The 13,300-nt window shown below is 71.5% G+C and carries 8 protein-coding genes; 4 read left to right on the top strand and 4 right to left on the bottom strand.

Annotation, left to right across the window (positions count from 1 at the left end):
• Positions 1–94: 94 nt before the first annotated feature.
• On the bottom strand, positions 95–814 hold the full coding sequence (locus tag I6J71_RS40480; protein ID WP_204091685.1) for a hypothetical protein: 720 nt from the start codon (positions 812–814) through the stop codon (positions 95–97).
• Positions 811–2,049, bottom strand: coding sequence for a type VII secretion protein EccE (gene eccE, locus I6J71_RS40475; protein ID WP_204091684.1), 1,239 nt, complete (start codon positions 2,047–2,049; stop codon positions 811–813). Before eccE ends, I6J71_RS40480 begins: the two co-directional genes overlap by 4 nt.
• A 666-nt stretch (positions 2,050–2,715) precedes the next feature.
• Here eccE and eccB point away from each other — a divergent pair.
• From eccB to I6J71_RS40460, 3 genes are all read left to right on the top strand, one after another.
• Entirely contained in the window at positions 2,716–4,293 is a 1,578-nt protein-coding gene (gene eccB / locus I6J71_RS40470) for a type VII secretion protein EccB (protein WP_239155558.1), read from the top strand.
• Between the two features lie 62 nt (positions 4,294–4,355).
• Complete coding sequence (locus I6J71_RS40465; protein ID WP_239154189.1) at positions 4,356–4,685, top strand: hypothetical protein; 330 nt, start codon at positions 4,356–4,358, stop codon at positions 4,683–4,685.
• Positions 4,682–5,809, top strand: coding sequence for a WXG100 family type VII secretion target (locus tag I6J71_RS40460; protein WP_204091682.1), 1,128 nt, complete (start codon positions 4,682–4,684; stop codon positions 5,807–5,809). The genes I6J71_RS40465 and I6J71_RS40460 overlap by 4 nt, the downstream gene beginning before the upstream one ends.
• Before the next feature lie 63 nt (positions 5,810–5,872).
• Here I6J71_RS40460 and I6J71_RS40455 read toward each other — a convergent pair whose 3' ends face one another.
• Together I6J71_RS40455 and eccD are read right to left on the bottom strand one after the other, a co-directional pair.
• The gene (locus I6J71_RS40455; RefSeq protein ID WP_204091681.1) at positions 5,873–7,513 is read right to left on the bottom strand and encodes a S8 family serine peptidase; all 1,641 of its coding nucleotides are present in this window, start codon (positions 7,511–7,513) and stop codon (positions 5,873–5,875) included.
• A gap of 8 nt (positions 7,514–7,521) precedes the next feature.
• On the bottom strand, positions 7,522–8,886 hold the full coding sequence (gene eccD, locus I6J71_RS40450; protein WP_204091680.1) for a type VII secretion integral membrane protein EccD: 1,365 nt from the start codon (positions 8,884–8,886) through the stop codon (positions 7,522–7,524).
• Between the two features lie 396 nt (positions 8,887–9,282).
• On the opposite strand from eccD, the gene eccCa reads away from it, so the two are divergent.
• Positions 9,283–13,290 (top strand): type VII secretion protein EccCa, encoded by a 4,008-nt coding sequence (gene eccCa / locus I6J71_RS40445; protein ID WP_204091679.1) that lies wholly within the window; start codon positions 9,283–9,285, stop codon positions 13,288–13,290.
• The last annotated feature ends 10 nt before the right edge of the window (positions 13,291–13,300 follow it).

Genomic DNA, 13,300 nt, shown 5'->3' with positions numbered 1-13,300 from the left:
CCGGTCCGCCGAGCCGCTCCCCGGAGGCCCGCCGAACGCAGTGAAGGCCTCCCCGGAGCGAGCCCGGAGAGGCCTTCCACAGCACGAAAACCGCTCAGTCGCCCCGGCGGACGGGGCCGAGGATCTGCTGTTCCTTCTGCGTCGTGACCAGCCGTAGGGGGCGCCAGAGGTTGCGGCCCAGGGCCACGACCTGGTCGTCCTTCAGCGTGGTCAGCTGGCGCATCATCTGCGGCGGCAGGCGCCAGATGCGGGCCGCCAGCTCGGCCTGGCCCGCGGGCAGGCGCTGCATCAGCACCAGGTCCGCGGCGTTGGCCGTCGCGCCGGCCTGCGGGTGCAGGTAGGGCAGGACGTACACGGTGGTCTGCCACGGTGAGCGCGGCGGGAAGAGGTCCTGCGGGGTCGGGCCGCCGTCGGTGACCACGAGCAGCGGGGCGTCCTCCGACGGGCGCGGCAGCTCGACCGGCGACAGGCGCCGGATCTGCACGAGCGGCGACGGGCGTCCGTCCCGCGTGCCGGCGGACTGGGACAGCACCTGCCAGGCCGCGGGGCGCCCGGTGGCCACGACCACCCACGCGCCCACGGCCATCGCGCGCAGCGCCACCTGACGGGCCAGGTACAGACCGCCGACGAGCACGATGCGCGTCGGCGTGGAGCGCAGGGCCGAGATCGTGAGCGGCTCGCCCTTGAGGCCCGAGCCGAGGACGATGCCGCCCCGGTCGCCGGACGGGCTGATCGCGTCGAGCATCGCGGGGTCGACGGTGAACTCCGGGGCGACGCCGGCGTTCTGCCCGGCGTCGCGCAGACGGGTGCTCATGCCGTACCTCCGATGGGCAGGGTGGCGGCGAACGCGGCGATCTGCAGGCCCCGCATCGGGGTCAGGTCGACGTCCAGCCGCTCCGAAACGGACTTCAGCCGCTGATCGGCGGCCTCGAGCTCACGCGGGTTGCGGGCGCTCACGCGCACCACGCCGCGCAGCCCGATGCGGCCCTCGTCCGACGCCGGCGAAATCGACATGGCGACCGTCGCCGACAGCGCGCGGACGCTCGTGAGTGCCTCGAGGCTGCCGCTGATCTTGCCCTTCGGCCAGCCCGTGATCGCGTAGCTGGAGTGCCCGATGCCGGCCGCCGTGACGCCGGTCCAGCTCTCCTGCAACGTCACGTTCGCCGAGGAACCCGCGACGGCGGTGAGCTCCGCGGCGGAGATACCGGCGCGCAGCAGCTCGTCCGGGTCGAGCGGCCGCGTCGGCACGCCCTGGGATTCCAGCGCGTTGCGCACGCGCGACAGCGCGCCGATCAGCGCGCGGTGGGCGCCGACGACGCCGCCGCCGCGTTCCCGGATCGCGTCCGGGCAGCGCCGCGGGTCGAGGCGGACCGCGATCCACGTGGTGCGGCGCGCGGCCGCGGGCAGTGGGCCGAGCACCTCCATGTACGAGCTGAGCGCCGGCGAGTCCGACGGCAGCGCCGCGGAACCCGGGTAGCTGTGCCAGATCATCTGGATCGAGTCGAGGACCACCCCTCGGTCTTCGAGGCACGGCGCGAGCGCCGACAGCGGGAGGCTCGGCGCGCCGCCCGCCTGCGTGATCAGCGCGGGCGCCGGCTCGACGAGCAGCACCGCGGTCCACGTGCCGTCGTTCCACGCGAGGCCGACCTGCTGGCGTTCGTGGTCGACGCCGTGGGCCACCACGAGGTCCGGCACGGCCAGGCGCAACAGGTTCACGCGCGCGTCGTCGGGGCCGGTGACCGTGGCGTCCTCGGCCGCGAGCTCCTCGACGCTGCTGGGCGGCGGCGGGGTGGCGACGCGGTCGTGCGAGCGGAAGCGGTAGCGCAGCGTCAGGCCGAGCCACTGCGTGAACCAGCGTCCGCCCCACCGCAGGAACGCGAAGATGAGGAAAACGAGGACCACGCCGGCGGCGACGTACTTGAGCTTCTCGGAGTCGATCGCGAGCAGGATCAGTCCTATCGCGACACCGAGCTCCAGCAGCACGAGGTTCGACACGGGCAGCGGGCCGAGGTTGATCCCCCCGGAGCGCTGCCGCGAAGGCGGGGCCATGCGGGTCGCGGTCGCGGTGCCGGCCTGCGGCGTCCCACCGGAGCCGGGGCCGTCCGGACCGGAGCCGCCGGACCCACCCGGGCCGCCGGGTCCTCCTGGGCCGCCGGGTCCTCCAGGTCCTCCCGGGCCGCCGGGCCCGCCCGGGCCGCCGGGCCCGCCCGGACCGCCGGGCCCGCCCGGACCGCCGGGTCCCCCCGGACCACGGCCACCGGGGCCGCCCGGGCCACCGGGCCGGCCGCCACCGCCGGGCCCACCGGGCCCACCAGGTCCGCCGGGTCCGCCGGGTCCACCGGGACCGCGCGGCACACCGCCGGGTCCGCCAGGACCACCCGGCACCCCGCCCGGTCCACCCGCTCTGCCGGGCCGCTGCGGCGGGCCCGGAGGCCGTCCTCCGGGTGGCGGTGGCGGCCCGGGCGGGCCAGGCGGACGTGGAGGCGTGGTGACGGACATCCGCGCGTTCTCTTCCCCTCGTGAGTGCTACGTTCCCGGAAAGCCGGTACCGAGGTGTCCGACCCTAGCTTGAGTTGGTAGAAACCCCACACCAGACGGTCCCCGTACGGCTATCCTGCGGAACCGTACCGCGACGGGGAGGACTGTAGGTCGGAAATGCCATCAACACCCACGACTAAGTCACAGGTTCAGGCCTACAAGTTCGTCATGCGCCGGATGCAGTCGGCGCTCGTCCGCCGCGACGCGGTGATGTTGCACGACCCGATGCGCACCCACGCGCGGGCGACCGTCGTCGGGGTGATCCTCGGCGTGCTGGGTGCGGTCGTCTTCGTGCTGTGGGCCCTGCTCAGCCCGGCTCCGTCGGTGCCTGCGTCGGGGAACATCGTGATCGGCGAGCAGTCCGGCACCGTGTACGTGGTCACGGGCGATCCGCAGAAGCTGATCCCGACCTTCAACCTGGCGTCCGCCCGGTTGATCCTGCTTGCGCAGCAACAGCAGTCGTCGCAAGGCGGCCAGGGTGGCGCGCAGCCGGCTGCCGCCTCGGCGTCGACCGAGCTGAAGACACCGACCGTCGTCTCGGATGAACAGCTCAAGAATATTCCGCGCGGAAAGCTGACCGGAATTCCCGATGGGCCACAACTTCTGCCCGATCAATCCCAACGCATTTCCCCCAATTGGGCAGTGTGCGACCAGGTGGAGCTCGATCCGTCGCTGCCGGTTCCGGACAGCGTGAACCGCACCGACACCACGGTGATCGCTGGTGTCGCGAACGTCGGCACGGAACTCAACCACGGCCAGGCGCTGCTGGGCGACGCCGGCAACGGGAAGACGTACCTGATCTACCGCCTCTCGCCCACGCAGGCGCGGCCGGACGCCAACACCGTGCGCGCCGAGGTGAGCCTGGACAACAACGACCCCGTGAAGGCCGCGCTGCAGCTGCCGTCCAAGGCGCGCAAGGTCTCGCAGGCGTTCCTCAACGCGATCCCCGACGCCAACCCGCTCGTGCCGCCGCAGGTCGACGGCGCCGGGGAGACGCCGCAGCAGAACTTCCAAGGCCTCGTGGTCGGCGACGTCTTCTCGACCACTCCTTCGGGCGGGCAGCCGGAGTTCTGGCTGATCACGAAGACGGGCATCGAGAAGGTGTCCAGCGCCGTCGCCGACATCGTGCGCGTGGCGAAGAACGGTGCCAGCTCGAGCAAGGTCGTCGACCTCGCCCTCAGCAGCATCAACGGCGTCAGGCAGCTGCAGAAGGGCGACGACGGCTTCGTCGACGTCAGCAACTACCCGCAGGAGACCCCGACCGTCCTCGACGCGACCCAGGGCTCGCCGGTGGCGTGCCTCGGCTGGTCGTTCGATCAGGGGAAGAACACGGCGCACACGTCGGTGTACGTCAGCAACCGCCTGCCGGCCGAGACGTTCAACCCGGACAACACGTCGAAGGTCCAGAGCGTGAGCACCGCGGGCCCGAACGGCTTGCCCATCACCGGGTTCTTCATGCCGCCGGGCTTCGGCGCGGTCGTGTCGTCGGCCACCGAGTCGAGTGCGACGTTCGGGAAGGGGCCGATCCAGCTGATCTCGGACCGCGGCCTCCGCTACGGCGTCCCGGACCAGGCCACGGCCAAGGTGCTCGGTCTGGACAGGCCTCTGCCGGCGCCGGAGTCGATCATCGGGCTGCTGCCCACGGGTTCGTCGCTGAACACGCAGGACGTGCAGAAGCAGTTCGACTCCGTGCCGATCGACCCGAACGCGGGTTCGTTCCCGGCCCAGCAGGCCGGGCAGCAGGCGGGCGGCTGAACCGGGAACCACCGCGCGGCCGTGTCCGTCACACTCGAACACAGTCGGGTGAGGAGGGTGTCGTGGCGGCGGGGAACAACGCGCTGAACATCGACGGAGCGGTCGTCGACGGCTACGCGGCGAAGGTGGCGCACGCCGCCGGCGAGCTGGACTCGGCGGCGTCCGGCATCGGTACGGGCGCGACCACGGCGGAGACGTACGGAGAGCTGGGCGGCCGGCTCGGTCTGGACCGGTCGTACGTGCGTGCGTCGACGGCGCTGCGGCAGCAGCTCCAGGCGGGCGCGACCGCGCTGCGGTCGGCCGCGCAGGCGCTCGAACAGCTGACCGCGGCCCACGCACAGCGTGACGCCGACGCGGCCGAGCTCCTCAAGCGCGCCGGGAGGCGGTCGTGACGGAACCGTCGCTGACGTTCGTGTCCGAACTCGCGGGCGAGCTCGGCGTGACCGACCCCGTCGCGGCGTACTACCGCCCGCTCGTCGGCCGCTGGGCGGACCTCGACGAGGAAGCGCAGCGCTTGCGCACGGCCGCGAAGACAGCGGGCGGGGTTTCCGCCGAGCTGGCCGAGGAACTGGGCCGGCTCGACGCGTCGTGGTCCGGTGCGGACGCCGATGCCTTCGTCACCTACCTGGGCGAAATCCGGTCCGCGAGCGAAGGCGTCGAGGACGCCCTCGACGAGCTGGCGGGCGCGCTGGACGAACTCGCCGGCACGCTGCGCAAGATCGTCGGCGATGCCACCCACGTGCTCACCGACGCGGCCGATCTGCTGTCCGAATCGGCAATGCTGCCCGTCGGGGGCGTGAGCCGCTCGCGCGCACAGCTGCGCGAGACCGAGCAGTCCATGAGGTCCTTCTACGACGCGGCGGAAGACGTGCTGCAGGAGTTCGGCCGGCTGTGCGACGGCGTAGACGCGCCGGCGGGCGAGCAGTCGAGCATCGTGGTCCGCCGCCACTACCCGGCGGAGCAGTTCCGGCTCCACGGCAGCGATTCCGCGCGCCCAGCCGAGGCCGGCGAGGCCGCGCAGGCCGGCTCGACGGCTCCTGATTCCGGCGCGCAGCACGGAAATGCACCCGATCAGGTCGAAAACACCGCGCCCGACGCCGCTACCTCAGACACCGCCCCGTTCGACACCGCCACCTCCGACACCACCGCGCCGTCCTCGGCCGACGACTCCGTCTCACCGTCCGCGGCCGAGGATGTCCACCAGGGCAAGGAATCCGGCGTCGATCCGCACTTGCAGCAGGTGGACGCGGGCGTGCTCCCGGTCCAGCCGGAACCCGCGCCCGCGCCCGCGCAGCCGGCGCAGGGACAGCCGGGCATGGCCATGCCGATGATGCCCATGATGGGCGGCTTCGGCGGCGGCGCGGGCGGCGGTGGCGGTGGCACGCGCCAGCCCAAGAACCGCACGTCGGCCAAACCGTCGGAGCTCCTCGGTGAACCGGAGCACGTCACGCCACCGGTGATCGGGGAGGACCCGCGCCCTCAGAAGCCCGACAAGGCCAAGAAACCCCAGAAGTGACCGAAGGGGCCGCCACCGTCGAAAACCGGTGTGCGGCCCCTTCGGGCTTCAGGACGGGAATGCTCAGCCCGGCGAGCTGTTGGGCCGGTTGCGCCTGATCGTGTGCATCACGAAGAGCGTGATCAGCAGCGCCAGCACACCACCGCCGGTGCCCGCCAGCGCGACGATCATCGGCGTGGAGCTGGTGCTGTCGGCCGGCGGCAGCTGGGCGGCCTGGACCACCGGCTTCGGCGGCGCCAGCATGCCGACGTCGCCCGGCAAGTTCGCGGTGAGCGCGGCCACCGGGTCGATCACGCCGTAGCCCACGAAGTCGTCGCGCCCGCCCGGCGCGGCCGGGTGCTGCGCGGTGGCCTCGATGCGCTGGATCACTTGGCGCGCGTTGAGGTTCGGGTACATCGAGCGGACGAGCGCGGCCAAGCCGGCCACGTACGGCGCGGCGAAGCTCGTGCCCTGGATCTTCGACTGCTGGCCGTTGTTGATCGTGAGGTTCGCCAGGCCCGTAGAGCCTTCGGCCGGGTCGAGCGACACGATGTCGGTGCCTGGCGCGGCGACGCCGACCCACGGGCCGTGCACGCTGAACGACGCCACACCGCCACTCTGGTCGATCGCACCGACCGACAGCACGTCGTCGGAGAACCACGGCGGCGTGACGATCGACTTCGGCTTGTTCGGGTCGGGCTGGTCGTTCTGCGGGCAGGTGTCGGAGACGTTGCCCGCCGCCGCGACGACGACGACGTCGCGGTCCGCCGCATATTTCACCGCGGCCTGGACCTCTTGCTCGCCCTTCTGGATGCTACCGGTGCCGTCGGCCGCCCGGCAGTGGTCCACCGACATGTTGACGACCTTGATGTCGCCCCGGTCGGCGATGCCGCGGATGATCTGGGCAAGCGTGTCCAGAGTGCCGGCGGTGCCTTCCTTCTGGAGCTGGCGCGTGTCGCCGTTGTTGTCCTGCTGCGGGCCGGTGCCTTCGACCTGGCCGCCGCCACCGGTGCTCGGGGGCAGCTGCCCGCCGTTCTGGCCGCCTGGCTGGCCCCCTTGCTGACCGCCCTGCTGCCCGCCGGGCTGGCCGGTGTTGCTCGAACTGTTCGAGCTCGTGTCTTCGGAGTAGTTTTCGCTCAGCTGCCGGTAGGAGACGATCGTCGCGTCGGGCGCGACCCCGATGAAGCCGACCTTCGGGTCCTGCGGGTTGCCCGCGATGATGCCGGCGACCTCGGTGCCGTGGCCGTCGCAGTCCTGCAGACCGCCGGGCTGGTGGTTGGTCGGGTTGGCGACGTACTCACCGCCGCTTTCGACGCGACCCTGGAACCACGGATGCGGCGTGACGCCGGTGTCGACGACGGCGATCTTCTGGTCACCGCCGATGGTGCCCTTCGCCGCCTTCACGATCTGCTGGGCTTTGTCCAGCTGCAGGTACGCCTGGCCCCACGGGATGATGTTGATCGGGACGTTGTTGTCCAGGCTGCGCTGAACGCACCCCGTCTTCTGCTTGTAGGTCTTGTCCGGCCTGCGCGTGTCGTTCGGCAGCGCACCCCGGTCGACCTGCGGCGGTTTCGCCCACGTGCCGGCCGCGTCGGTGGCCTGCTGCGCCGACGCGGGCGAGACGGCGGCGAACGGGGACAGCACCCCGATCCCGGCCGCCAGCAGGGCGACACCGGTGCGGCCCCCGAGCCCGAGCCGCCGGGACAACGGTCGTCGCGCGCGCATCTGGCGGCTCACTTGAGGTTCAGGTGGCGCAGCGTCGTGTAGAGGTCCATCACGCCGAGGGCCAGTGGCAGCACCACGGCGATGCAGATCGCCTCGAAGATCTCGACGGTGCGCCGCAGCGGCGGGGAGAAGCGCTGGTTCGGGAAGATCACGCCGACCACGAGCGAACCGGCGGCGACGAGGATCAGCGCGCCGAAGACGTACAGCACGCGGTTCTCGGCGGTGGTGGAGAACAGCCAGCCGATCAGGATCCCGGCCGCGGACACCATGCCGGTGGTGAGCAGCGCGATGGCCTGCGCGCCGTTGGCGTACGCGCGGGCGCGCAGCAGCAGCACGAGCGTGGCGACCACCCCGAGGATGATGCCGAACACGCCGGGCGCGGTCGCGGCGATCACGGCCGAGACGGCCGTGGTGGCACCGCAGCCGATCAGCAAGCCGGTCATGTAGTCGTGGGCGACCGCGGTGCGCTTCTCGATCGCCTCGTAGTCCGGGAACCCGGAGTCCTCCTTGAGCTCCTCCGCGGTGCTGGGCACGTGCGGCAGCGGGAGCTTCGCGAGCCAGATCGTGGCCCGCGGCAGGATCGAGATGCAGGCGAGCGACACGGCGACCGCCCCGGCGCCGACGCCGGCCGGGGTCACGGTGACCAGCGTCGCGATCAGGAACGCGATCGCGCCGAACGCGCCCGCCGTGGCCGCGGCGATGAACACACGGATGCCGGCGCCGATGACGAGGATGCAGACCGCCGCGACGATGAGCACGAGCACCGCGCCCAGCAGCAGGTTGGCCCGCACGGTGAGGCCGGGGACGATGTAGAAGCCGCTCACGAACGCCAGCGGCAGGCCGCCGGCGGCGGCGATCAGCACACCGGTGCCCTCGGCCTGGTAGCCCTTGACCAGGGTCGCGCCGACCGCCACGCAGGCGATCGCGCCGAGCCCGCCGGCGATGGCCGCGGCGAGGGAGTTGCCGCCGTTGAGCGATCCACCCAGCAGCAGCGCCAGCGCGGACGCGAACAGCGCGAGCCCACCGGCGACGTGCCCGAAGCGGCGCGCCGTCTCCTTGGTCCAGGGGCGGAAGGTGTCGGGGGTGGACTCCGCGATGGCGTCGACCACGTCGTCGTACAGCGGCGGCGGCGGGTTCTCGTTGCGCTTGCGCAACTGCAGCAGCTCGCCGTCGACGACACCGAGCGACGCCAGCGTGCGGCTCGGGTCCAGCGGGGCGTCGCCGAGTTTGGCCAGCGCCCAGCCGCCGTGGCGCGCGCCGCCGTCGGGCGAGGTCTCCCGCGCCATCTCCAGCAGCATCGGCAGCAGGTCGGCCACCGCGACGTCGGCCGGCAGCGCGACGTCGATCCGGGTGTTCGGCGCGACCACCGTCACCCTGCTGAATACCGTCGTGCCCGTTGCCACTTGACGCCCCCGCTCTGACGAGTCAACTCCCGGGGGGAACTTATACCGAACCCAGGGTGGCGCATCACCGACTGTCCGAAAATCCTTGGCGAAAGTACACCCGGGTGATGCCGGACGGGCCCGGCGACCAGGTGGGATCGAATGATTCGATCACTTCCCGTCGGTGCCGGGCCGTACACTCCCTTGATCAGAGGTAACGGATCCGCGGGTGACACCGCCGGAGCCGTCGGTGTCTGTCGAGGGGGCAGCTGCGGTGCACGATCGGGCGTTGGCCGGAAATTCCCGGCGGCGTTCGATAAGTTGTCCCGCGCGCCCGGGCGCGGGAGCCGGCCGGCCATCGTCGAGTTGGAGTAGAGGGGTCCTTCGATGAGCACGCTTCAGTTCAAGAAGTCGCCGCGGCTTGCGGCGCCGCGCCCGCCGGGCGGCGAGGTGCACCTCGAGCCCCCACCCGAAGTACCCCGCACGATCCCGGGCAACATCGTCGCCAAGGCGATTCCGGGCGTGATGATCTTCGCCTCGCTCGGGATGATGGTCTTCATGTTCACGGCGGGTGGGAAGAACCCGACCACGATCATGATGAGCGGCATGATGCTGATGGGCACCGTCGGCATGCTCGCCGGCGGTGGCGGCAAGGGCGGCGGGGCCAAGAAGGCCGAGATGGACGAGGACCGCAAGGACTACCTGCGGTACCTGGGCCAGATGCGCGACCGCGCCCGTGAGGCGATGGTCGACCAGCGCGCCGCGCTCGAGTGGGTGCACCCCGACCCGCAATCGCTGTGGTCCCTGGCCGCGAGCCGCCGGATGTGGGAGCGCCGCCAGAACGACCAGGACTTCCTGCACCTGCGCGTCGGCCGCAGCTCGCACCGCCTCGCGACGCGGCTCGTGCCGCCGCAGACCGGCCCGGTCGACGAATTGGAGCCGATCGCGACGCTCGCGTTGCGCCGGTTCGTGCGCGCGCACTCGATCGTGCCGGACCTGCCCACGCAGATCACCCTGCGCGGGTTCGCCGCGGTGAGCGTGCAGGGTGAGCGCAGCCTGACCCGCGGCCTCACCCGCGCGATGCTCGCGCAGCTGATCGCCTTCCACAGCCCCGACGACGTGATGATCGCGGTCGCCACGGCGGGCCGGGCCAAGGAGGAGTGGGAGTGGGCCAAGTGGCTCCCGCACGTCCAGCACCCCACGTTGTCGGACGGCATCGGCCAGATGCGCATGATGGCGGGTTCGCTGGCGCAGATCGAGGCGTGGCTCGACGAGGAACTGCGTGACCGCCAGCGGTTCTCGCGCAACGCCACGCCCGCGCCCGACCAGCCGCACATCGTGATCGTCATCGACGACGCCGAGGTCACGCGCGAAGAGCAGATCATCCTCGAGGAGGGTCTGGTCGGCGTCACGCTGATCGACCTGTCCGACTCGCTCGGGAACCTCGCCGCCCGCCGCGGCCTGCGGCTCGTGGCCGAGCCCGACCGCCTCGGCGCGCGCAGCGCCGGCGGCGTCGAGTGGTTCGGCAGGCCCGACACCCTGTCCGTGGTCGAGACCGAGGCGCTCGCCCGGCTGATCGCTCCGTACCGCGTCGGAGGCGGTGGCGGCGCCGAGACCAACGACGACGAGCCGCTGCTGTCCAACCCCACGCTGCTGGAACTGCTCGGCATCCCGGGCGACCCGATGACGTTCGACGTGCAGCAGGCCTGGCGCCCGCGCCCGGTGCGCGACCGCTACCGCGTGCCGTTCGGCGTCGGTGAGTACGGCCAGGCCGTGGAGCTCGACATCAAGGAAGCGGCGATGGAGGGCATGGGCCCGCACGGCCTGTGCATCGGGGCGACCGGTTCCGGTAAGTCGGAGTTCCTCCGCACGCTGGTGCTGGGGCTGCTCGCCACGCACTCCAGCACGTCGCTCAACATGATCCTCGTCGACTTCAAGGGTGGTGCGACGTTCCTCGGCCTCGACAAGGCCCCGCACGTCGCCGCCACGATCACCAACCTCGCGGGTGACCTCACACTCGTCGACCGCATGAAGGACGCGATCGCGGGCGAGGTGTCGCGGCGCCAGGAGGTGCTGGCGAAGGGCAACTACAAGAACGTCTGGGACTACGAGAAGGCGCGCGAAGCCGGCGCCGACCTCGACCCGTTGCCCGCGCTGTTCATCTGCATCGACGAGTTCTCCGAGATGCTCACGGCGAAGCCGGACTTCATCGACATCTTCCTCCAGATCGGGCGCGTCGGCCGCTCGCTGCAGATGCACATGCTCCTGGCGTCGCAGCGGCTGGAGGAGGGCAAGCTGCGTGGTCTGGACACGTACCTGTCCTACCGGATCGGCCTGAAGACCTTCTCGGCCGCGGAGTCCCGCGCCGCGATCGGTGTGCCGGACGCGTTCGAGCTGCCGTCGATCCCGGGTTCGGGCTACCTCAAGTTCGACACCTCGACGATGGTGCGGTTCAAGGCGTCGTACGTGTCGGGCCCGTACCGGCCCGCCGGCATCAAGGCCGCCGGCCCCGCCGCCGCGGTGGTGCGCGCCGACAAGCGGCCGCAGCTGTTCGTGCCCGACTTCATCGAGCTGCCGCCCGAGCCGGAGCCGGAGCCCAAGCCCGTCGAAGAGGCGCCGAAGCCGCAGCAGGACGAGGCCACCGAACCGAGCGAGCTCGAGGTGATGGTCGACCGGTTCATCGGCCAGGGCCCACCGGCGCACGAGGTGTGGCTGCCGCCGCTCGACGAGCCGAACGCGCTCGACACGATGCTGCCGAACCTCAACCCCACCGACGATCGCGGCCTGTCCCCGGTCGGGTTCTTCGGCAACGGCCGGCTGCAGGTGCCGCTGGGCATCGTCGACCGGCCGTTCGAGCAGCGGCGTGACCTGCTGTGGGCCGACTTCTCCGGCGCCGCCGGGCACGGTGTCATCGCCGGTGGTCCGCAGTCGGGCAAGTCGACCCTGCTGCGCACGCTGATCATGTCGATGTCGCTCACGCACACGCCCGAGGAAGTGCAGTTCTACGCGCTCGACCTCGGTGGTGGCACGCTCGCCGGGCTCGCCGACCTGCCGCACGTCGGTGGCGTCGCGGTGGCCCGGCGCGAGCCGGACAAGGCCCGCCGGATCGTGGCCGAGCTGACCACGCTCCTGGTCGAGCGCGAAGCCCGGTTCGGCGACCTGGGCGTGGACTCGATGGTCGACTTCCGCAACCGCAAGCGCCGCGGCGAGATCTCGCCCGACCAGGACCCGTTCGGCGACGCGTTCCTGCTCGTCGACAACTGGCGAGCGCTGCGCGACGACTTCGAGGAGCTCGAAGGGGCGATCACCCGGCTCGCCACACAGGGGCTGGCCTACGGCATCCACATCGTCATCACGGCCAACCGGTGGGCGGACATCCGCCCGGCGATCAAGGACATGCTGGGCACCCGGTTCGAGCTGCGCCTCGGTGACCCGACCGAGTCGGAGATGGACCGCAAGGTCGCGGTGAACGTCCCCGCGGGCCGGCCCGGCCGCGGTATGACCAGGGACAAGCTGCACCTGCTCACGGGCCTGCCGCGCATCGACGGGTCGAGCGATCCCGAAACGCTCGCCGCGGGCGTGGCCGACGCGGTGCAGAAGGTCCGCGCGGCCTGGCGGGGCCGCCCGGCGCCGCAGGTCCGCCTGCTGCCGGAGATGGTCACCTACGACGAGGTCCTGAAGATCGACCCCCACCGCAACACGAAGCTGGTGCCCTTCGGCCTCGCCGAGGACAACCTCGCGCCGGTGTACCTCGACTTCGACGCCGAGCCGCACTTCTTCGCGTTCATGGACGGCGAGTCGGGCAAGACGAACCTGCTGCGCCAGATCGGCCGCGGGATCGCCGAGCGCTTCACGCCGCAGGAGGCCGTGATCCTGCTGGTCGACTACCGGCGCACGATGCTCGGCTTCCTCGAGGGCGACTCGCTGCTCGGCTACGCGGTGTCGGCCAACCAGCTGGACGACATGATCCGGGACGTGGTCGGGTCGATGACCCGGCGCCTGCCGGGCCCGGACGTCACGCAGGAGCAGCTCAAGAACCGGTCGTGGTGGACCGGGCCGGAGCTGTTCGTCCTCGTCGACGACTACGACCTCGTGGCCACGCAATCGAACAACCCGCTCCGGCCGCTGTCGGACTTCCTCGCGCAGGCGAAGGACGTCGGTCTGCACCTGGTCATCGCGCGCCGCACCGGTGGTGCGTCGCGGGCCACGTATGACCCGATCATCGGCAAGCTCAAGGAGATCGCGGCCCCGGGCATGGTCGGCAACGGGTCGAAGGACGAAGGCGCGCTGATCGGCAACATCAAGCCGAGCAACATGCCGCCGGGCCGGGGCATCATGCTGAGCCGCAAGAACGGCCGGCAGCTCGTGCAGGTGTCGTGGATCGAGCCCGACTGAACCGAGCAGG

This window comes from Amycolatopsis sp. FDAARGOS 1241 (assembly GCF_016889705.1).
Lineage (GTDB): Bacteria > Actinomycetota > Actinomycetes > Mycobacteriales > Pseudonocardiaceae > Amycolatopsis.
Note: the sequence above shows the minus strand (reverse complement) of the source record. Positions and strands in the feature narration are given on the sequence as shown.